Source organism: Erwinia sp. HDF1-3R (assembly GCF_039621855.1).
Taxonomy (GTDB): domain Bacteria; phylum Pseudomonadota; class Gammaproteobacteria; order Enterobacterales; family Enterobacteriaceae; genus Erwinia.
The window spans coordinates 2,578,711-2,600,423 of sequence record NZ_CP155071.1 but is presented as its reverse complement, the minus strand read 5'-3'; the positions used below and the strand labels follow the sequence as shown (position 1 = coordinate 2,600,423).

16 protein-coding genes, 2 pseudogenes and 1 other annotated feature are annotated in these 21,713 nt (G+C 54.2%); of the genes and pseudogenes, 10 read left to right on the top strand and 8 right to left on the bottom strand.

Annotated elements, in window-relative coordinates; translation table 11 throughout:
* Positions 1-2 precede the first annotated feature (2 nt).
* Positions 3-1,595: pseudogene (gene trpD, locus AAGR22_RS11840) on the bottom strand (bifunctional anthranilate synthase glutamate amidotransferase component TrpG/anthranilate phosphoribosyltransferase TrpD).
* Positions 1,595-3,157, bottom strand: coding sequence for an anthranilate synthase component 1 (locus tag AAGR22_RS11835; protein ID WP_345827674.1), 1,563 nt, complete (start codon positions 3,155-3,157; stop codon positions 1,595-1,597). Before AAGR22_RS11835 ends, trpD begins: the two are co-directional and overlap by 1 nt.
* Positions 3,158-3,181: 24 nt before the next feature.
* Positions 3,182-3,281: a sequence feature (Trp leader region), on the bottom strand.
* Between the two features lie 159 nt (positions 3,282-3,440).
* Here AAGR22_RS11835 and AAGR22_RS11830 point away from each other — a divergent pair.
* A complete protein-coding gene (locus AAGR22_RS11830; RefSeq protein ID WP_156484923.1) occupies positions 3,441-4,310 on the top strand; it encodes a PHP domain-containing protein in 870 nt (289 codons plus the stop codon).
* Between the two features lie 41 nt (positions 4,311-4,351).
* On the top strand, positions 4,352-4,972 hold the full coding sequence (locus tag AAGR22_RS11825; RefSeq protein ID WP_067701474.1) for an L-threonylcarbamoyladenylate synthase: 621 nt from the start codon (positions 4,352-4,354) through the stop codon (positions 4,970-4,972).
* Positions 4,973-5,065: 93 nt separating this feature from the next.
* Here the strand turns inward: AAGR22_RS11825 and AAGR22_RS11820 are convergent, their stop codons facing one another.
* Entirely contained in the window at positions 5,066-5,692 is a 627-nt protein-coding gene (locus tag AAGR22_RS11820; RefSeq protein ID WP_345827671.1) for a serine protease, read from the bottom strand.
* 1,026 nt (positions 5,693-6,718) lie between these two features.
* Here AAGR22_RS11820 and rluB point away from each other — a divergent pair.
* Complete coding sequence (gene rluB, locus AAGR22_RS11815; protein ID WP_067701480.1) at positions 6,719-7,615, top strand: 23S rRNA pseudouridine(2605) synthase RluB; 897 nt, start codon at positions 6,719-6,721, stop codon at positions 7,613-7,615.
* A 69-nt stretch (positions 7,616-7,684) separates the two neighbouring features.
* Here the strand turns inward: rluB and AAGR22_RS11810 are convergent, their stop codons facing one another.
* From AAGR22_RS11810 to AAGR22_RS11800, 3 genes are all read right to left on the bottom strand, one after another.
* Entirely contained in the window at positions 7,685-8,044 is a 360-nt protein-coding gene (locus AAGR22_RS11810; protein WP_345827668.1) for a hypothetical protein, read from the bottom strand.
* Between the two features lie 583 nt (positions 8,045-8,627).
* On the bottom strand, positions 8,628-9,218 hold the full coding sequence (gene cobO, locus AAGR22_RS11805) for a cob(I)yrinic acid a,c-diamide adenosyltransferase (RefSeq protein WP_345827666.1): 591 nt from the start codon (positions 9,216-9,218) through the stop codon (positions 8,628-8,630).
* Positions 9,218-9,979, bottom strand: a complete 762-nt coding sequence (locus tag AAGR22_RS11800; RefSeq protein ID WP_067701489.1) for a YciK family oxidoreductase — start codon at positions 9,977-9,979, stop codon at positions 9,218-9,220. The genes cobO and AAGR22_RS11800 overlap by 1 nt, the downstream gene beginning before the upstream one ends.
* A 208-nt stretch (positions 9,980-10,187) precedes the next feature.
* Here AAGR22_RS11800 and sohB point away from each other — a divergent pair, with 208 nt between their 5' ends.
* Positions 10,188-11,237: a protease SohB gene (sohB, locus tag AAGR22_RS11795; protein ID WP_345827664.1), complete on the top strand. Its 1,050-nt coding sequence runs from the start codon at positions 10,188-10,190 to the stop codon at positions 11,235-11,237.
* Between the two features lie 26 nt (positions 11,238-11,263).
* On the opposite strand, the gene AAGR22_RS11790 is transcribed toward sohB, so the two are convergent.
* The gene (locus tag AAGR22_RS11790) at positions 11,264-11,512 is read right to left on the bottom strand and encodes a DUF2498 family protein (protein ID WP_067701494.1); all 249 of its coding nucleotides are present in this window, start codon (positions 11,510-11,512) and stop codon (positions 11,264-11,266) included.
* 402 nt (positions 11,513-11,914) lie between these two features.
* On the opposite strand from AAGR22_RS11790, the pseudogene topA reads away from it, so the two are divergent.
* The 5 genes and pseudogenes from topA to acnA form a co-directional block, all read left to right on the top strand.
* Positions 11,915-14,509, top strand: a pseudogene (topA, locus tag AAGR22_RS11785) (type I DNA topoisomerase); the annotation flags it as partial.
* Between the two features lie 387 nt (positions 14,510-14,896).
* Positions 14,897-15,871: an HTH-type transcriptional regulator CysB gene (gene cysB, locus AAGR22_RS11780; RefSeq protein WP_067701497.1), complete on the top strand. Its 975-nt coding sequence runs from the start codon at positions 14,897-14,899 to the stop codon at positions 15,869-15,871.
* A gap of 502 nt (positions 15,872-16,373) precedes the next feature.
* Positions 16,374-16,532, top strand: coding sequence for a YmiA family putative membrane protein (locus AAGR22_RS11775; protein ID WP_073980938.1), 159 nt, complete (start codon positions 16,374-16,376; stop codon positions 16,530-16,532).
* Positions 16,533-16,534: 2 nt separating this feature from the next.
* Positions 16,535-16,699, top strand: a complete 165-nt coding sequence (locus AAGR22_RS11770) for a hypothetical protein (RefSeq protein ID WP_156484925.1) — start codon at positions 16,535-16,537, stop codon at positions 16,697-16,699.
* Positions 16,700-17,184: 485 nt separating this feature from the next.
* Positions 17,185-19,866, top strand: coding sequence for an aconitate hydratase AcnA (gene acnA, locus AAGR22_RS11765; RefSeq protein WP_345827659.1), 2,682 nt, complete (start codon positions 17,185-17,187; stop codon positions 19,864-19,866).
* Positions 19,867-20,079: 213 nt separating this feature from the next.
* Here acnA and ribA read toward each other — a convergent pair whose 3' ends face one another.
* Positions 20,080-20,673: a GTP cyclohydrolase II gene (gene ribA / locus AAGR22_RS11760; protein WP_067701502.1), complete on the bottom strand. Its 594-nt coding sequence runs from the start codon at positions 20,671-20,673 to the stop codon at positions 20,080-20,082.
* A gap of 230 nt (positions 20,674-20,903) precedes the next feature.
* Between ribA and pgpB the strand changes: the two genes are divergently transcribed.
* A complete protein-coding gene (pgpB, locus tag AAGR22_RS11755; RefSeq protein WP_345827657.1) occupies positions 20,904-21,665 on the top strand; it encodes a phosphatidylglycerophosphatase B in 762 nt (253 codons plus the stop codon).
* Positions 21,666-21,713 lie beyond the last annotated feature (48 nt).

The window sequence follows — 21,713 nt, the reverse complement described above, 5'->3', positions numbered from 1 at the left end:
GATTATCCTCTTGCTGCCAGTGCCACAACGCGCTCGTAAGCTTTGCCACTGCGAATGACGTTCAGTGCCTGCTGCGCGTTCTCACGCAGATCTTCATGTCCGAAAACCTTTAACAGCAGAGCGACGTTGATTGCCACGGCTTCTTCGTGCGCGCGCTCGCCTTTACCCTGGAGCAATCGCGTTAAAATGTCACGATTTTCTTCTGGCAGGCCACCTGCCAGTGCCTCCTGCGGGTGGAAGCTCAGGCCGAAGTCCTCCGGCGTCAGCTGATAATGGGTGATTTCGCCGTCGCGCAGTTCTGCAATATGGGTCGCGCTGTGCACCGCCACTTCATCCATACCGCCGCCGTGGACCACGGCAGCACGCTGGTAGCCGAGCATTTTCAGGGTCTGCGCCACCGGCAGCACCAGCTCCGGGCTGTAGACGCCGATCACCGCCAGCGGCGGGCGAGCCGGGTTAATCAGCGGGCCGAGCACGTTAAACAGGGTGCGCGTTTTCAACTGCTGACGTACCGGCATCGCATGACGGAAACCGGTGTGATACTGAGGGGCAAATAAAAAGCAGACGTTAAGCTCATCCAGCGCTTTGCGCGCCTCATCCGCAGGCAGATCGAGGCTGATACCAAAGGCGGCGAGCAGATCGGACGATCCCGACTTACTGGAAACGCTGCGGTTGCCGTGCTTGGCGACTTTCAGTCCGCAGGCCGAGGCGACGAAGGCGCTGGCGGTGGAAATATTGATGCTGTTGCTGCCGTCGCCACCGGTGCCGACAATATCTGCAAACGGGTAATCCGGGCGCGGGAAGGGCTTTGCATCTTCCAGCAGCGCGGTTGCCGCTCCGGCAATCTCTTCCGGACGCTCACCGCGTACTTTCATCGCAATCAGCGCAGCCGCCAGCTGTGTCGGTTCCAGCTGCCCGGTAATAATGGCGGTAAACAGCTGGTGGCTCTCGGCCTGCGTCAGGGAATTCGCCTGGTATAGTTTTTCCAGAATAGCGTTCATCATTCTCTCCTTATCTTACGCCAGCGCCCAGGCGAGGGTTTGTTCCAGCAGACGTGCGCCCTGCGTGGTCAGAATGGATTCCGGATGGAACTGGAAGCCGCAAACGCGATCGTTATCGTGACGAACGGCCATCACCATGCCGTTGAAGGTGGCATTAACCGTCAGTTCATCCGGAATATTGCTCCCAACCAGCGAGTGGTAACGCGCCACCGGCAGTGGGTTGCTGAGTCCGGCAAACATTCCCTCGCCGTCATGGGCGATCCCCGAAGCCTTGCCATGCAGGATCTCACCGGCCTGGCCGACGTGGCCGCCCCAGGCTTCCACAATGGCCTGATGGCCAAGACAGATACCAATAATCGGCAGATGACCCCGCAGGCGTCGCAGCAGTTCAGGCATACAGCCCGCGTCTGCCGGCGCGCCGGGACCGGGGGAGAGCATCAGCACCGGTTTTTCCATCGCCTGGAGGCGCTCTATCAGCGTCTGCGCAGGGACGCTGTTGCGATAAACCACGACGTTATGCCCAAAGGCCCGCAGCTGGTCGACAAGGTTATAGGTGAAGGAGTCAAAGTTATCGAGCAGTAGAATATCGGCCATCAGAATATCTCCTTGCAGTGATGAGCGGTGGCAATGGCGCGAAGAACCGCGCGGGCTTTGTTACGGCACTCATCCGCTTCGGCCTGCGGTATGGAATCCAGTACGACGCCCGCGCCCGCCTGTACGGTTGCGATGCCATCCTCAACGTATGCCGATCGAATCACGATACAGGTATCCAGAGAGCCGTTAGCGGTAAAGTAGCCCACCGCGCCGCCGTAGCTGCCGCGCCGGGTGGCTTCAGCTTTAGCAATCAGCTGCATGGCGCGCACCTTAGGCGCGCCGCTCAGCGTACCCATATTCATGCAGGCGCTGTAGGCGTGCAGCACGTCCAGATCGCCACGCAGCTGGCCCACCACGCGCGACACCAGGTGCATGACAAAAGAGTAGCGATCGACTTTGGTCAGGTCGGCAACATAGCGGCTGCCCGGCTCGCAGATGCGGGCCAGATCGTTGCGCGCCAGATCAACCAGCATCAGGTGCTCCGCCAGCTCTTTATGGTCGGTGCGCATTTCCAGCTCGATGCGGCTGTCCAAATCCCGGTCCAGCGTGCCGTCGGCGTGTCTGCCGCGCGGGCGGGTCCCGGCGATGGGATAAATTTCAATCTGCCGGCTGGCGGCGTCATATTTCAGCGAGCTTTCCGGAGAGGCACCGAACAGGCTGAAGTCGCGATCCTGCATAAAAAACATATAGGGGCTGGGGTTGCTGTTTTTGAGCGTCTCATACGCCGCCAGCGGAGAGGGACAGGGCAGAGAGAAGCGCCGTGAAGGTACCACCTGGAAAATTTCACCCGCCCGAATTGCCTTCTGCATCTCACGCACCACGCTGCAGTACTCTTCGTCGCTCTGGTTGCCGCTCAGCACCATCGATTCGACCGGCTGCACCGGAAGCGGGGCTGCTGGCTGGAGCATCTGTGCATGCAGCTGTTCGATACGGCTTTGCAGGCGCAGGAATTCGGCGGGTGCCGGGCTAAACAGGCTGGCCTGCAGTCGGGCGGTCTGGCTCTGATGGTCGATAACCAGCAGGGTTTCTGCCAGATAGAAGCAATAGTCAGGACAGCGCTGATCGTTGCTCAGGGGAGGCAGGTCCTCAAACCCGGCGACCAGGTCATAGGCAAACAGGCCGCCAAGCAGCACCGCCTCGCGCTCCTCCTGCGGGCTGTTAACCAGCTGAGGGATCAGACGCAGCGCGTCAAAAACGGAGGTTGCCTTAAGACGGGAATCTTCGTCCTGAACGTCATTATTCTTTGGGAACCTGAGTTCACGACCGTCGGGACGCAGGCTATTGCTTACGTCCTCGGGCAGGGCGGCATCAAGCAGCGGCAATATGGCCCGGCCATTCTCCGAAAGCGCCTGAATGCTGACCACGCCGTTTAGCGCACTGATGCGCAGCGCGCTGTCGACAATCAGCAGGCTTTTCAGGTTGCGCTTACTGTCGATATCAGCCGACTCAAGCAGCAGCGTGGAGGGACGGGCACCGCAGAGCTGATGAAATACGGATGCCGGATCTTCGCGGTAGGGCGCATTGCCGGTTATCAACTTCACTGTAGGTCTGGCGTTTTGCATGAGGTCAGTTCTCTGAATTTGCTAAAAAAAAAGCCCGCTGTAGGCGGGCTCGGGTATCTGCACAGCGTCTGATGACGTGTATGACTCCTCCGCCCGTTCAGGGAGAAGTACGCCACCAGCCGGTCATAACTAACGTGAATGTTTTCATTTTTCAGATACCCTTGCATGTGAACTTGTGTACTAGTTAACTGGTTCGCGGCAAAAAAGTCAATACTCTTTTTCTCTCCGCTGATAATTCTGGTTATCATGTTGCTCCATTTATTCCGCCGATGCCGGAGCCGTTTTGAGCGAACCCACCCTTCTTAGTTCTTTTCCCATATACGATCTTCACAGCCATACGCGCGCTTCCGACGGGTTTCTGACCCCGGAGGCGTTGGTGCTGAGAGCCGTGGAACATCGCGTGGGCGTGCTGGCCATCACCGACCACGACACCACTGAAGGCGTGCAGCCGGCGCGTGAGGCGATTGCTAAGCATCAGCTACCGCTAAGACTGATAGCGGGCGTGGAAGTCTCCACGCTGTGGGAGAACCATGAGATCCATATTGTTGGGCTTGGCATCGACTGCACTCATCCGGTGCTGGTCGAGTTTCTGAACGCGCAGACCGCGCGTCGCCACGCCCGGGCTGAAATTATTGCCGAGCGACTGGAGAAAGCACGTATCCCTGGCGCGCTGGCAGGCGCAATGGCGCTGGCGGAGGGAGGCGCGATTACCCGTGGCCATTTTGCCCGCTTCCTGATTGCCCAGGGAAAGGCGGATAATATGGCGCAGGTATTTAAAAACTACCTCGCCCGGGGGAAAACCGGCTACGCGCCGCCACAGTGGTGTACAATTAAACAAGCCATTGATGCTATTCATCATTCTGGCGGTCGAACCGTACTGGCACATCCGGGCCGCTACGGGCTGTCGGCCAAGTGGCTTAAGCGCCTGATCTCACACTTCAGTGAAGAGGGCGGTGACGCGATGGAAGTGGCGCAGTGTCAGCAGGCGCCACATGAACGGACTCAGCTGGCGCGCTACGCGCAGGACTATCGGCTGGCCGCTTCGCAGGGCTCTGATTTTCATCAGCCCTGCCCGTGGATTGAGCTTGGTAAAAAATTATGGCTTCCGGGGGGCGTCGAGGCCGTGTGGCAGCGCTTTCCTGAAATAGAGTAGGTTTGTTCCGCCAGCCGTGCGGCAAACGAGAGGTTTTTTTAATGAGTCAATTTTTCTATATTCACCCGGAAAACCCGCAGCCGCGCCTGATTAAACAGGCCGTTGAGCTACTGAATAAAGGCAGCGTGATCGTATATCCTACAGATTCGGGCTACGCGCTGGGCTGCAAGCTGGAAGATAAAACCGCCATGGAGCGTATCTGCCGCATTCGCAAGCTGGACGGTAACCATAACTTCACGCTGATGTGCCGCGATCTTTCAGAATTGTCGACCTATGCTTATGTCGACAATACGGCGTTCAGGCTAATTAAAAATAATACGCCCGGCAACTACACGTTTATCCTTAAGGCGACGAAGGAAGTACCGCGTCGATTGATGAGCGATAAACGAAAAACCATTGGCCTGCGGGTGCCGTCTAATCCGATTGCGCTGGCGCTGCTGGAAGCGCTGAACGAGCCAATGATGTCAACGTCGCTAATGCTGCCCGGCAATGATTTTACGGAGTCCGATCCGGAAGCCATTCAGGATGAAATAGGCAAGCTAGTGGATTTAATTATTCATGGCGGCTATCTGGGACAGCAGCCGACTACGGTTATTGATCTTACGGAGAATACGCCGGAGGTTGTCAGGGAAGGGGTTGGAGACGTACAGCCATTCCTGTAGTCATGCTGGCTGCCCGGCGGGATATCCTATCCGCTGGGCAGCTATTGATCGTTGCGCATGTCTGTCCATTTCTGAGAGGGCAATTAACCTGGTTCAGGTTGTGGACTTCGCCAGCCACTCTTTGAAATCCTGATAAGGAATATAGAGTGAAACGTTTTTCAGCGGTGTTGCCGCATTCCTGTGATTTTTGACTTCACTGGTGAAGCCCACAATCACCCCGCCGATCGTGTCATCACTGTTATAAGCCGCTCCACCTGACATGCCTTTTACCACGCCGGCATTTGAAGCCATGGCTACGCATGGACGTTTATTCCATTCATTTCTTATCCCGGTCAGCGCCAGGTTCACGCCCGAAGATTCAACCGGCATGGCAGAGATAAAGCTGTAGCCATACATTTTAACGGGGGCGCCAATTTCAGCGCTGCGGAATTTTGCGAGCGTAGCGGCATCATTTTTATGGTAAATGATCGCCAGGTCGCAATACGGGTGGTAAGCCTTAACGCGCTGTACGGAGAACTTAGCGACGTGTGCTGCGGTGAGGCTGTATTCAGGCGTCAGCGGGATACTGGTGCCCAGCGCACCGATACCGAGGACGGTAGGAATGCCGGTGAAATTCATATCAACACGCTTCATTGCTTCGCTGCTGTACTGATATTTCCCCACGGAACATCCGGTCAGCGTTAGCGAAGCTAACGCCGCAATTATCATTATCTTTTTCATCGTTCACTTACCGAGTCGGACACGTCAGAATATCCCTGGTGAAGATAATTGACGTGAAAGCCGATGCTGACGTCAGGTCAGCAGGAGGTGAGAAGCCAAAGCTTCCCGTATATTTAAATCAAAAGTTTATAAAGTTTTATATATTTATGTTTACGACTTAGAACTAAATTATAATATTCTTTTAACATTTCAATCCGGCGACACTCTGTCCGCCTGAATGAATTCTACACACTCTTATTCATCAGGCAAACTAATTAATAGCAGCTCGAAACGAAAAAAGAATTAAACAGGGATTAAGCTAATCTACCGTGTTGTTAAGCTGGCTGCTTTCCTTTGTGCAGCAGTAAATGCTAATAAAAAGCCATTTTTGCAGATAAAAATGCCGCATATGATTGGTGTGGTGGTTATTACAACTGGAAACACCTTTTACATCCTCTGCGGGTATTATAAGCCAAACTGAGGCTAAATAGCCCCTTTTTGGGGGCGAAATAAAGAAGGTGCTTATCACAGCAATAGGCCGCGAATTATCATACGCAGAGCTTAATTATTAATTTATCCTCAACGGACAGGTTATTTTAAGCCAAATCAAAGGTGTGGTTTAAAAAAGCGTTTCGAAAGCTGTATTAAGCCAAATTACTCTTCGAAAGGCTAAGCCTATTACAGCATTTGGTCAGATACTGGTTATTTAGAAATATCTTACTTGTGCCCGGCCTGGTAATGAAATCAACTCACGACGTCAGGCGATGCCCGGAATTGAATGGCGGCGTAACAGCGGCTACTGGGTAGGCGCTGCGCCAGATAATGGCCGGAATGCCTGTCGTCCTCTACTGCCACGTGATTAATTAACAGAATCCTTTATCGGTAAAATCATGTAGTATGTGCGGCCACGAATCCTTGTGGGTGGCCTTGCGCGCAAGCCATGCCATCTATAAAGTACATATAATACAACAGATTAAGTAGCTTACACCGTGCCTGTTGTTTAGCGATATATCATGACGCCTGGGAAGGCGACAAAGAGGGTGCTCCATGAGCGAAAAGTTACAAAAAGTTTTAGCGCGAGCCGGCCACGGTTCCCGTCGCGAAATCGAATCAATGATCTCAGCCGGACGCGTCAGCGTGGACGGCAAAATGGCTACGCTGGGTGACCGCGTTGAGCCGTCTCAGGCCCTTAAGGTGCGTATTGACGGGCACCTGCTGTCATTAGCCGAGTCTGCTACCGAAGTGTGCCGCGTGCTGGCTTACTACAAGCCAGAAGGCGAACTCTGTACGCGTAACGATCCCGAAGGACGTCCCACCGTTTTCGACCGTTTACCCAAGCTGCGCGGCGCACGCTGGATAGCCGTAGGACGTCTGGATGTGAATACCTGTGGGCTGCTGCTGTTCACAACAGATGGTGAGCTGGCTAACCGCCTGATGCATCCAAGTCGTGAAGTGGAAAGGGAATATGCGGTACGGGTATTTGGTCAGATCGATGATGACAAGATCAAGCAGCTCAGTCGTGGTATTCAGCTGGAGGATGGTCCTGCCGCCTTTAAGACCCTTAAGTTTTCCGGTGGGGAAGGTATCAACCAGTGGTATAACGTGACGCTGACCGAAGGCCGCAACCGTGAGGTTCGTCGTCTGTGGGAGTCCGTCGGCGTTCAGGTGAGTCGATTAATTCGTACCCGCTACGGTGATATCAATTTACCTAAAGGGCTGCCCCGCGGTGGATGGACGGAGCTGGATTTGGCCCCCACTAACTATCTGCGTGAGCTGGTCGGTCTGCCTCCGGAAATTAACAGCAAGGTAGCGGTAGAAAAGGATCGTCGTCGTACTAAGGCTAATCAGATTCGCCGTGCGGTTAAGCGTCATACCCAGGTCAGCGGTAGCCGTCGTCCTGCTGGTAAGCCGGCGAAGAGTAGCACCAGAAATAACAGCCGCTAAGTCGATACGATATCTGCTGTTGCGGTGCGCCGCGCGCACTCACGCGCTGCGTGCTGACTTCGACTCCCTTTAAGAGCGGATACGCTGGTCGGTTGTGCAGGCTGCGATATTTGCTATGCCGGTGGGCAATCCCAGCGGTTGTCTGGCGGCGATATCTGCTGTTGCGGTGGACAATCCCTGCGGCTGTCTGGCGGCGATATCTGCTGTTGCGGTGGGCAATTCCAGCGGTTGTCTGGCGGCGATATCTGCTGTTGCGGTGGACAATCCCAGCGATTGTCTGGCGGCGATATCTGCTGTTGCGGCGGACAATCCCAGCGGGTGCCGGGCGTCCTCACGCCAGGCTTTGCCTGGTGCCTTTGGCTCCGACTCCAGGCCGGACGGCCCGGTCGCGAGCGGGCATCCTTGCCCGCCGCTCCCTGAGTGCAGCATCCCTGCTGCCCTCGCCTGGCCCTTCGTCCTCGCCGCAGCGCTGCGGATTGCCCGTCACCCGCTGGGATTGTCCACGTGTCAGGCTTTACAGTCGCTTTTATGAATAAAACCATTTTCCGTATAGGGCCCTGGCTTACTTTTAGTTAAAACGGTCGCCACTTCCTTCTCTCCATTTACTCTCAATGTGAAGATAATTCTTACAATCGCAGGGCTTGCCTGCCTTCAAGGTTTTCTGTAACCCCTGAACCTCGTTTATCTACAGCCAACACAGTATAAAAGGAGCAGGCGGGTGGGGCCCGGTGACAGGCAATCCGCAGCGCTGAGCGCAGGGAGGAAGACCCGGATGGGCCAGCAGGGATGCTGGCACAAGGGCATGCCGGGACAGGGATGTCCCGTCATGCCCGGTCCGAAAGGTCGACGAGCGGAGCGAAGGGACCGCGCCAGGCGCGGCGCGAGGACCGCCAGGCACCGGGCCCCACCCGTAGGCGACTCCCCGGACTGTTTCAACACCAGGCCCCCACCCGTAGGCGACTCTCCGGACTGTTGCAACACCACGCAAAATGGCTCCCGCGCAAGGTGCTGTTTACCAGTCAATACCCTGCTGAGCCTGAACACCTGCATCGAAGGCGTGTTTGACCGGTCGCATTTCGGACACCGTATCCGCGATATCAAGGATTTCACGGTGACAGCCTCTGCCGGTAACAATGACATTCTGCTGGGAAGGCCGCCCCTGCAGCGCAGCCACCACCTCCTCTGCGGAGAGATAGCTCAGACTCACCATATAGGTCAGCTCATCCAGAACCACCAGATCCAGCGTCTCATCCTGAAGCATCCGTTTTGCATGCTGCCAAACCTGCTGGCAGGCGAGGGTATCTGTGGTTCGGTTCTGTGTATCCCAGGTAAATCCGGTTGCCATCACCTTAAACTCCACGCCGTGTGGCTCCAGCAGGTTACGTTCGCCGTTTGGCCATTCACCTTTAATAAACTGGATAACCCCTACGCGCAGGCCGTGACCGACTGCCCGACAGGCTGTGCCAAAAGCCGCCGTGGTTTTGCCTTTACCGTTACCGGTGAAAACCATCAGAATACCGTGCGCCTTCGTAGCCGCCGCTATCCGGGCATCTACCTTCTCCTTTAGCTTTTGCTGACGCTGCTGATGGCGATCCTCAGCCATCACTCAGCCGCGCCGGGTTTGCGGCCCGGCTGAGCATCGAAGCTAATGCCGGTTTCGCCTTTACTGTCGTCACCCATCAGATAAAGATAGAGCGGCATAATATCTGCCGGTGTTTTCAGCTTACCGGCATTCTCCTGAGGGAAGGCGCTGGCACGCATTGCGGTACGCGTCCCACCCGGATTAATACAGTTAATTCGCAGCTGCTCAGGCGGGTACTCCTCGGCCATCACCTGCATCATGCCCTCGGTGGCAAACTTTGATACGGCGTAGGCCCCCCATCCTGCACGGCCCTGACGACCCACGCTGGAGGAGGTAAACACCAGGGAAGCACCGGGGGAGACTAACAACAGTGGCAGCAGCGCCTGGGTCAGAAAAAAGGTGGCGTCAACGTTCACCCGCATCACCTGCTGCCAGACCTGCGGATCCTGTTTATCCATCGGGACGATATCACCCAGCAGGCCAGCATTGTGCAGTACACCATCCAGTCGGGAGTAGTGCTGGCTGATTTCGCTGGCAATCCGCTGGCAGGATCCCGGTGTAGCCTTGTCTAAATCGAGGACATACAGGCTGGCGGGGGCCTGACCGAGCGCGGCAATCTCCCCGGCAACGGCCTCAAGCTTTTGTGGATTACGTCCCAGTAGTAGAACCTGTGCACCATGTCGGGCGTAGGTGATTGCCGCTTCGCGGCCAATACCGTCGCTGGCGCCGGTAACAAGAATGATACGATCGGTTAGCAACCTGGCGCTGGGGTGGTAGTCCATGAAAATTCCTCTGGCGAAAATAAGGCGGCGGAAAGTAAAAAGTGAATTTCCCACCCGGATATGAATGTGCTTTATGCCTTAAAATCCCCCCCGGTTCAACGATAGCAGCAGCGAATGCGTGCGTTGAAACGAGGATTTTGGCGACGACGGAGAGTGTCTCAGCTACACTAGCGATTGATTAAATATGATGTTAAACAAGGCGGAATGAGTGGAATTACTCTCTTACTATGGGCTTTTTCTGGCCAAAACGGTCACCGTGGTGGTGGCGATTGCCGCTATCGCCATTATTATCACTAACCTGATGATGCGCAAGCGCGCGCAAAGCGGCCAGTTAAAGATAGTACACCTGGATGAAAACTATCGGGAAATGAAGGATGAAATGATGCTGGCGGGGATGGAGCCCCATGAGCAAAAGCTATGGCACAAGGCGCAAAAAAAGAAGGATAAGCAGGAGGCGAAAGCGGCTAAACAGCGGGCAGGCGCGGGCCAGGCAGTGACAGAGGCCAAACCCACCCTGTATGTGGTTGACTTTAAAGGCAGTATGGATGCACATGAGGTTAGCTCCCTGCGTGAAGAGCTTTCGGCAGTAATGGCGGTCGCCAAAGAGCAGGACGAAGTGTTGCTTCGGCTGGAAAGCCCGGGCGGCGTCGTGCATGGCTACGGTCTTGCTGCCTCACAGCTGCAACGCCTGCGCGCAAAGGGCATTCGCCTGACGGTCGCGGTTGACAAGGTCGCCGCCAGCGGCGGCTATATGATGGCCTGCGTGGCGGATCGCATTGTGGCCGCACCCTTTTCCATCATTGGATCAATTGGCGTCGTCGCGCAGATCCCCAATTTCAACCGTTTGCTAAAGCGTAACGAGATTGACGTGGAGCTGCATACGGCGGGCGAGTATAAGCGTACGCTGACCCTTTTCGGTGAGAATACCGAGCAGGGTCGCGAGAAGTTTCAGGAGGATCTCAATGAAACGCATCTGCTGTTTAAACAGTTTGTTCATCAGATGCGTCCTTCACTGGATATCGACAGGGTTGCGACGGGCGAACACTGGTTCGGCACCCAGGCGCTGGAGAATGGGTTAGTTGACGCCATCGGCACCAGCGATGATTTGATCATCGATCGCCTGGAGAGCCACAAGGTAATTAATGTACGCTTCACGCGGCGCAAAAAAATGATGGACCGCTTCACGCAAAGCGCGGCCAGCAGCACCGAGCGTCTTTTGCTGCGTCTGTGGCAGCGTGGCAACAGGCCGCTGCTGTAAGAACTGAGACGCCCGCGCTGCGGGCGTCAGGTACTCAGGTGATAGCGTGGAGAAAGCGTTACCGCCAGCAATTTGAAGACGTTAAACACTGCCGTACTCTTTTGAGAAGGCAATCCCTGTTCATCCAGGAAGTAGTCCCCGCGAAAAATAAGCAAATCACCATTTTGTTCAACGTCCGTTGCTTCCATTCCCGGAAAATAATTCTCATGGTCGGCAATCATCTGGTTTGCCAACTGTAGCAGTGGGACACGATCGATTGATTCAGTCTGTTTCATCGAGTTCTCTCCTTTATAGTCACGCTCACAGAGATGAGTTTACGTCCGGTATGACCTCTACCGCAAGATCAGGACAGAGTCTGCGCAATGTTGTGCTTTTTTCCCTGGTTCCTGGCGTAAATGGCGGGCAGATGCTAATTAAGTTGCGTATCAAATTTTATCAGGTACAGTGTGGGCGTTTCAGGTTCCGGGCGTAAATGAGACTTTACGCTTTGTTAGGAATGCGCTTAACAGGTTGTAAAAGGTGTCGTTAATCAGCAGGTTGGAAGCCTGAACAGGAAGAGGTGAAGGAACAAATACTCACGGGGTAGCCTTGATTCTACCCGACCTTAACGCAATGCTATTGCCTATGGGCACACGGCACCGTCTACACTCGGATGTTTTAAACAGGTAAAGGTAAATATGGGCAAAGCTCTCGTAATAGTTGAGTCCCCGGCAAAAGCCAAAACGATCAATAAATATCTCGGCAATGACTACGTGGTGAAATCCAGCGTTGGTCACATCCGCGATTTGCCGACCAGTGGCTCAACGGTTAAAAAGAGCGCTGACTCTACAACCAGTAAACCGGCTAAGAAGGTCAAAAAGGACGAAAAAACGGCACTGGTAAGCCGTATGGGCGTCGATCCTTACCACGGCTGGGAAGCGAATTATCAAATCCTACCGGGTAAAGAGAAGGTGGTTTCTGAACTGAAATCCCTTGCGGAAAACGCTGACCATATCTACCTCGCAACTGACCTTGACCGCGAAGGGGAGGCCATAGCATGGCACCTGCGGGAAGTGATTGGTGGCGATGATTCACGCTTCAGCCGCGTGGTGTTTAACGAAATTACAAAAAATGCGATTCGTCAGGCATTTGAAAAGCCGGGCGAACTGAATATCAGCCGCGTAAACGCCCAGCAGGCCCGCCGGTTTATGGACCGCGTCGTGGGCTATATGGTGTCCCCACTGCTGTGGAAAAAAGTGGCTCGCGGTCTGTCAGCCGGACGCGTACAGTCCGTGGCGGTCCGTCTGGTGGTGGAGCGCGAGCGCGAGATTAAAGCCTTCGTCCCGGAAGAGTACTGGGAGCTGCATGCCGATCTCAGCACCCCAAAAGGCACAGATCTGTTGATGGAAGTTACCCATCAGCACGATAAACCGTTCCGACCCGTTAACGGCGAGCAGACGCAGGCGGCAGTGAGCCTGCTGGAAAAAGCGCGCTATGTTGTCGCCGATCGCGAGGATAAACCGACCAGCAGCAAACCCGGTGCGCCCTTTATTACCTCTACGCTGCAGCAGGCTGCGAGTACCCGCCTGAGCTTCGGCGTGAAAAAGACCATGATGATGGCGCAGCGTCTGTATGAAGCGGGTCACATTACCTACATGCGTACGGACTCCACCAACCTGAGCCAGGATGCGATAAGCATGGTGCGCGGCTACGTTGAAAGTGAGTTTGGCGACCGTTATCTGCCGAAAGCGGCGAATACCTATACCAGCAAAGATAACTCACAGGAAGCGCACGAAGCGATTCGCCCCTCAGACGTTAGCATTCAGTCCGAACAGCTGAAAGATATGGAGCCTGATGCACAGCGTCTTTACCAGCTCATCTGGCGCCAGTTTGTTGCCTGTCAGATGATGCCTGCGCAATACGATTCCACCACACTGACCGTTACTGCTGGCGATTTTAAGCTTAAAGCGCGTGGCCGCACCCTGCGTTTCGATGGCTGGACTCGCGTCATGCCCGCCCTGCGTAAAGGTGACGAAGAGCGGACGCTACCGCCGGTTGAACCTGGTGAAGCGCTGAACCTGAAAGCACTGAAGCCTGCTCAGCACTTTACCAAGCCACCGGCACGTTTCAGCGAAGCATCCCTGGTACGCGAGCTGGAGAAGCGCGGTATTGGCCGTCCTTCAACCTACGCCTCCATCATCTCCACCATCCAGGATCGTGGCTATGTTCGCGCTGAAAGCCGCCGGTTTTATGCGGAAAAAATGGGCGAAATCGTTACCGACCGACTGGAGGAGAACTTCCGCGAGCTGATGAACTATGACTTCACCGCGCATATGGAAGACAGCCTGGACCAGGTCGCGAATAATGAAGCGCAGTGGAAGGGCGTGCTCGATACGTTCTTTGCCGACTTCACTCAACAGTTGGAAAAGGCCGATAAGGATCCGGAAGAGGGCGGCATGCAGCCGAATCAGATGGTCCTGACTTCCATCGACTGCCCGACCTGCGGACGTAAAATGGGGATCCGCACGGCCAGCACCGGCGTATTCCTGGGCTGCTCGGGCTATGCCCTGCCGCCAAAAGAGCGCTGCAAGCAGACCATTAACCTGATCCCTGAGAATGAAGTCCTGAATATTCTCGAGGGTGATGATGCTGAAACCAATGCGCTGCGCGCCCGTCGTCGCTGTGAGAAGTGCGGAACGGCAATGGACAGCTATCTGATTGATAATCATCGGAAGCTGCACGTCTGCGGAAATAACCCAGGCTGCGACGGATATGAAATCGAGCAGGGCGAATTCCGCATCAAGGGCTATGATGGTCCGGTGGTTGAGTGCGAGAAATGTGGTTCTGAAATGCACCTTAAAATGGGGCGTTTCGGTAAGTACATGGGCTGCACGAATGACGAATGTAAAAACACCCGTAAAATCATGCGAAATGGTGATGTGGCGCCACCGAAAGAGGATCCCGTTCCTCTGCCGGAGCTGGAGTGCGAGAAGTCGGATGCCTATTTCGTGCTGCGCGACGGAGCGGCTGGCGTATTCCTTGCGGCGAACACCTTCCCTAAATCACGGGAAACGCGCGCGCCGCAGGTTGAAGAGCTTCAGCGGTTTCGTGACCGCCTGCCGGAGAAATTACGTTATCTGGCCGATGCGCCCGTCGCGGACGACGATGGCAATAAGTCCGTGGTGCGCTTTAGCCGCAAAACGAAGCAGCAGTATGTCAGCACGGACGTAGACGGCAAAGCCACGGGCTGGTCTGCATTCTATGTAGATGGCAAATGGCAAGTGGCAGAGAAGGCTGCGGCAAAAACCGCAGCGAAAACGTCCAAAGCCCCCGCTAAGGCAGCCACAAAAGCCGCAGCGAAAGCGACGGCCAAACCGGCTATCAAAGCCCCGGCGAAAGCTGCAGTTAAAACAACTGCGAAAACGTCGGCCAAAACTGATGTAAAATCAGCGAAGACGACCGCCAGTAAAAAGTAATCCGATCTGGGCCAGCACGCTGCTGGCCCATCTAATACCCCTCTCCTGCGCTATACATCCTGACCATATTTGATATAGTTGTTATAGATAACGCCTTTCTTATTATTATAAAGCATTAGACCGGCATCAGCTGGCTGTAGCCCATTGCGCTACAACCTCTACCTGTGTCCGGCGCGCGGGCTTCAACCCTGGATGGAATAACAAATGAAATTGCAGCAGCTGCGTTATATCGTTGAAGTGGTTAATCATAACCTCAATGTCTCTTCAACGGCTGAGGGGCTATACACCTCCCAGCCCGGTATCAGTAAGCAGGTTCGCATGTTAGAGGACGAACTTGGCATCCAGATTTTCGCCCGCAGCGGCAAGCATCTGACTCAGGTCACCCCGGCAGGACAGGAAATTATTCGTATTGCCCGGGAAGTCCTGTCAAAAGTGGATGCGATTAAGGCCGTGGCGGGTGAGCACACCTGGCCAGATAAGGGGTCACTCTATGTCGCGACCACCCACACACAGGCTCGTTACGCGCTGCCCAATGTGATCAAAGGGTTTATCGAACGCTACCCACGCGTCTCATTACATATGCATCAGGGATCGCCCACACAGATTGCAGAGGCCGTGTCGAAAGGCAATGCGGATTTCGCCATCGCCACCGAAGCCCTACACCTGTATGACGATTTAATCATGCTGCCTTGCTATCACTGGAATCGCGCAATCGTTGTTACCCCCGATCACCCTCTGGCGGGTAAAACGAAAATCTCCATTGAGGAACTGGCCGAATACCCGCTGGTTACTTATACCTTCGGATTTACGGGCCGATCAGAACTGGATACCGCATTCAATCGGGCAGGGCTGGTGCCGCGTATCGTCTTTACTGCGACCGATGCTGACGTAATAAAAACTTATGTCAGACTGGGACTGGGCGTAGGGGTCATCGCCAGCATGGCGGTAGATCCCGTATCAGACCCTGACCTCATTCGCATTGAGGCAACCGATGTCTTTACATACAGTACAACCAAGATAGGCTTTCGAAGAAGCACCTTCCTGAGAAGCTATATGTATGATTTTATTCAGCGTTTTGCCCCTCACCTGACGCGAGATGTGGTCGATACTGCCGTCGGTTTGCGCTCGAATGAAGACATTGAAGCCATGTTCAAAGACATTAAACTTCCCGCCAGGTGATCTCCATCTCCATAATTTGTGTTATGTCAAGGCCCGCGTAACGGGCCTCATCCCTTCGAAAACCTTCAACTATTGTTAACATCGCTGAAACCTTTTAATTATTTTTCATAAACAGAACATGGTTCACATGTTTTTTTATTGTTATTCATTAAATGAGAAACAGAACACATTTTCTGTTAACTGACTTTGCGGAAGGCCATGATGCTTATCATACTTTTTGTTAAAAGAGCCGCCAGATGGCGCCTGGAAAGCCAGAAATAGAAATTTTATAGAAATAAACGGATCTAAAATGTAACTTAAGTCGATTTATTTGGCTTAAGCGTTAATAAATTTACTTTAGTTTCATTAAAGGCAACTATTAAAGTATGCGCCTTTTGATAAATCCCATTAATCGTTTTGTTCAATAAAAATTACTGGATTTCATCCCGTAAAATGTTTAGGATTCATCCTAATTTCTGATTGGTCCAAACAATCGTTTCAATGAGAGTGATTATCAAAAACTATGGCTACGAGATTATCTGTACAACCCGAATTCGGGCATAAGACCCTCAAGGTTCAGCGTAACAGCAATCTGAAGCGCAAGGCCTGGTTGGCGATTTTTGCGGGATCAGCGGTATTTTGGATCGCTGTAATATTCATGATTTGGCGTATTTGGGGATAACCATGCAGCTACGGTCAGCGAACCACCATCCGCAGCAGAGCAGAAAGATAAACGAAACGTATTGCAAAGCCCCTTCACAGGATCAGGTTATTATTCCCGAATCATGGCAGATGACCGATACGCAGCGTCAGTTTATTGAAATGATGATGGACAACGAAAACAAATAATAAACCGTCTCATTTTTTATTTTTTACTCATTTTTTTTAATACTGAGAGTTAGCCTCAACGTTAGCGGTAAGCATCTATTATGACTGAGTGATGCCGCGCTGCCGGGATGCGTAAGCAAATCATCTAAATGACATTTTGTCGGCAACTTTTTTTAAGCTCAACCTGACTGGCATTTTCCGACCTGAGTGAGGCAAATATGAATTTAACGCAAATGACCTGGTTTACGACCTGGACCTTTTCCGCCTTATTCTGGACGAGCCTCGTCTGGATGGGAATGATAATGCGCTAGTACGCGCTAATTGCTCCGCCCTCTTTAATAGAAACGCCTCGCTGACTTTGTCCGCGGGGCGTTTTTGTTTCTTCAGATTGTTTCAGTGCTTGTCATTTGGTGTTGTTATCAGAACGTTACCTGATGTATGTACTATGTTTAAATCTGACCCTGTAAAAACTCGGGTTATAGTCAGAGTGAAACAAAGGAGGAGTGATGTCGTCTACCCTACACCAAATAAGTAAGGATCAGCTGGATGTAAAAGGCCAGCGTTACCATTACTACAGCCTCAGCCGGGCGGCTGAAGAGCTTGGCGACCTTGCGCGTCTGCCCAAATCCCTCAAGGTTTTGTTAGAGAATCTGCTGCGCTGGCAGGACGGCCAGTCCGTGACCGCTGACGATATCGCCGCGCTGGCTGGCTGGCTTAAAAATGCACATGCTGACCGTGAGATTGCCTATCGTCCCGCCCGCGTGTTAATGCAGGATTTTACCGGCGTTCCCGCCGTTGTCGACCTTGCCGCCATGCGTGAGGCTGTTAACCGCCTGGGCGGTGATGTGGCGAAGGTGAATCCGCTAACGCCGGTGGATCTGGTCATCGATCACTCGGTCACGGTCGATCGCTTTGGTGATGATGATGCCTTTGAGGAAAACGTCCGGCTGGAAATGGAACGTAATCACGAGCGCTATGTGTTTTTACGCTGGGGGCAAAAGGCGTTCAATAAGTTTAGCGTGGTTCCACCCGGAACGGGTATCTGCCATCAGGTAAACCTGGAGTATTTAGGGCAGGCCGTCTGGCATGAAACGCAGGACGGGGAAGAGTTTGCCTGGCCGGATACGCTGGTGGGTACGGATTCTCATACCACCATGATTAATGCGCTGGGTGTGCTGGGGTGGGGCGTGGGCGGTATTGAAGCAGAAGCCGCCATGCTCGGACAGCCGGTTTCGATGCTTATTCCCGACGTCGTCGGTTTTAAATTGTCCGGTAAGCTCAGGCCCGGCATTACCGCTACCGATCTGGTGCTCACCGTCACCCAGCTGCTGCGCAAGCACGGCGTGGTCGGCAAATTTGTTGAATTTTATGGCGACGGGCTGGACGACCTGCCGCTGGCGGATCGTGCCACCATTGCCAATATGGCCCCGGAATATGGTGCAACCTGCGGATTTTTTCCGGTAGATGATGTCACTCTCGCCTATATGACCCTGACCGGCCGCAGCGCCGAACAGGTGGATCTGGTTGAAGCCTATGCTAAAGCTCAGGGCCTGTGGCGTAACAGGGGCGATGAGCCGGTATTTACCAGTTCGCTGGCGCTGGATATGAACGACGTTGAGGCCAGCGTGGCCGGGCCTAAACGCCCTCAGGACCGGGTGTCGCTGGGTGATGTACCCGAGGCGTTTAATGCCAGCAATGAGCTGGAAGTCAATCAGGCGGTGAAAAAACACCAGCCCGTGACCTATACCGACAGCCAGACCGGCAGAGAGCATCAGCTCGATGATGGGGCGGTGGTAATCTCTGCTATTACATCCTGTACCAATACCTCTAATCCCAGCGTACTGATGGCCGCAGGCCTGCTGGCTAAAAAGGCGGTTACCCTCGGACTGAAGCGAAAGCCGTGGGTGAAGGCCTCCCTCGCGCCCGGATCGAAAGTGGTATCAGATTATCTGGCTGCTGCCCGACTGACGCCTTATCTCGATAAGCTTGGTTTTAACCTTGTCGGCTACGGCTGCACGACCTGCATTGGCAACTCCGGCCCGCTACCTGATGCGGTTGAAAATGCCATCAGGGCAGGGGATCTGACCGTCGGGGCGGTATTGTCCGGAAACCGTAATTTTGAAGGTCGCATTCATCCCTATGTGAAAACCAACTGGCTGGCATCCCCACCGCTGGTCGTCGCTTACGCGCTGGCGGGGAATATGAAAATCAATCTGCAAACGGATCCCATCGGGGAGGATACGACGGGTAAGCCAGTGTTCCTGAAGGATATATGGCCATCCCCCGAGGAGATTGCCGAGGCGGTCGGACAGGTATCCACCGCCATGTTCCATAAAGAATACGCCGAAGTATTTGAGGGTACGCCCGAGTGGCAGGAGATTAAGGTCAGCGAGGCGGCAACCTATGACTGGGATGAAGGTTCAACCTATATTCGACTGTCGCCATTTTTCGATGAGATGGGCAGGGAGCCAGAGCCGGTCAAAGACATTCGGGGAGCCAGAATCCTTGCCATGCTGGGTGATTCGGTGACGACTGACCATATCTCACCGGCCGGTAGCATCAAAGCGGAGAGCCCGGCAGGGCGCTATTTGCAGCAGCACGGCGTAGAACGCACCGATTTCAACTCCTACGGATCCCGTCGTGGTAATCATGAAGTGATGATGCGCGGCACCTTCGCCAATATCCGCATCCGTAATGAGATGGTTCCGGGAGTCGAAGGCGGCGTGACGCGTCTGGCGCCGGGTGACGAGCAGCTGTCAATTTACGATGCGGCGATGAAGTATCAGCAACAGGGAACGCCGCTGGCCGTCATTGCCGGTAAAGAGTACGGCTCGGGTTCAAGTCGGGACTGGGCAGCTAAAGGACCGCGTCTGCTGGGCGTTAGAGTGGTTATCGCTGAGTCATTTGAACGTATTCACCGCTCTAACCTTATCGGCATGGGAATTTTACCGCTGGAGTTCCCGCAGGGGGTGACGCGCAAAACGCTGGGTCTGACCGGAGACGAACAGATAGATGTGGCAAATCTTAACGCCCTTAAACCGGGCGGGCAGGTGAGTGTGACGCTAACCCGCGCTGACGGTACTCAAGAGACGCTTGACGCGCGCTGTCGCATCGATACGGGTAACGAACTGACCTACTATCAGAATGACGGTATCCTGCACTACGTGATTCGCAATATGCTCAACTGACGGGGATGGTCCGCTCCAGGGTACTGAGTCGGGTAAGCAGGCCGGCAAATACTGACAGAGAGGGGGCCTTGCAGAGAGAGCTGGGACCCGGAAGGGAGCGGGTGTAAACCCGCTCCTGACGCTGTGCAGTGGTGCTGTGCAGTGGTAATACCAGGCAGTATGGAAACCCGTACCTGGCCTGCGCCTTTATAAGGGCATTTCAATATGCAGTAATTACTCTTTTGACAGCAGATGCCCCATTTTAGCGGCTTTGGTATCAAGGTAGTGGGCGTTCTCGGGGTTACGTCCCACGATTAAGGGGACACGCTCGACGATATTAATCCCGGCTTCACTCAGGATCTCAACCTTACGGGGGTTATTGGTCAGCAAACGCACTTCCCGCACGCCAAGCAGTTTGAACATATCTGCACACAGCGTGAAATCGCGCTCGTCGGCGGCAAACCCCAGCTGGTGGTTTGCTTCAACCGTATCGTAACCCTTGTCCTGTAAGGCGTAGGCGCGGATTTTATTCAGCAAACCGATATTACGCCCTTCCTGACGGTGATACAGCAGCACGCCGCGCCCCTCTTCCGCGATGTGATTCAGCGCGGCTTCCAGCTGAAAACCACAGTCACAGCGCAGGCTGAACAGCGCATCGCCGGTCAGACACTCAGAGTGAACGCGGGCCAGTACCGCTTCGCCATCGGTAATGTCGCCATAAACCAGAGCAACGTGGTCATGGCCCGTTGCCAGTTCTTCAAAACCTACCATAAGGAAATCCCCCCATGGCGTGGGCAGTTTGGCCTCTGCCACCCTTTTAAGCTGCATGTGATTCTCCAGAATCTTCAGGTGTTGCGCTATCATCATGGTAGCGTGCTGTCAGCAGTCTGACACTCATCAATGTTGCTATTTTGCCACAATCAGTGCCGGTAAAGTGAATGAGTTAATGCGATCGCTGTTATACCGCACAATTATCACGTTCCGGCCCAGTATGTTATTATTTTTCATCATATTCTCAGCAGAAAGTAGTGTAAGCCCCGCAACGATTAAGGGATTCTATGTTTAGTATCGCCAAACGCACCACCCTGGGTGCGCTGTTATTACTGATTATGCCGGTTGGTGTGTGGCTCTCGGGCTGGCGGTGGCAGCCGGTAGAAATGGGCTCAGGCTACAAGCTGCTATTCGGGCTCACGGAAACCGTCACCAGCCCCTGGGGAACGCTGACCAGCCTCCTGCTCTGTGGGTGGTTTCTCTGGTGCTTACGGTTTCGCCTTAAACCGGCAGTGGTGCTGTTACTGATCGTTGCTGCCTCGCTTCTGGTAGGGCAGTACGCCAAGACCTTTATTAAGCGGGAGGTTCAGGAGCCTCGTCCCTACGTGCTGTGGCTGGAGAAGAGTCAGGGCCTGAATGAAAAAACCTTCTATGAGCAAACGCGCAGGCAGCGCAGCGCGGTAGTGACCGAGGCAATGCGCCAGGATACACAGCTCCCGAAGTGGCTCAAGCGGCACTGGGCGTTTGAAACGGGCTATGCTTTTCCGTCAGGGCATACGATGTTTGCTGCTACATGGGCCTTACTGGCGGTAGGGCTCCTGTGGCCCAGGCGGCACAGGGTAACCGTCGCGGTGATTATCCTCTGGGCGGTGGGCGTAATGGGCAGCAGGCTGGCGCTGGGAATGCACTGGCCGCGCGACCTGATCACCTCAACGGTAATCAGCTGGCTGCTGGTGATGCTGGCTACGTGGCTGGTGCAGCGCTTTTGTGGCCCGCTAACCGTGCCGGTGCATGAGCAAAAAGAGATCGCGAAGCGCGAGCGACAGTAGACGGTAATTGAGTTTACCCCGGCAGGCCCCATATCTACAGCATGCTGA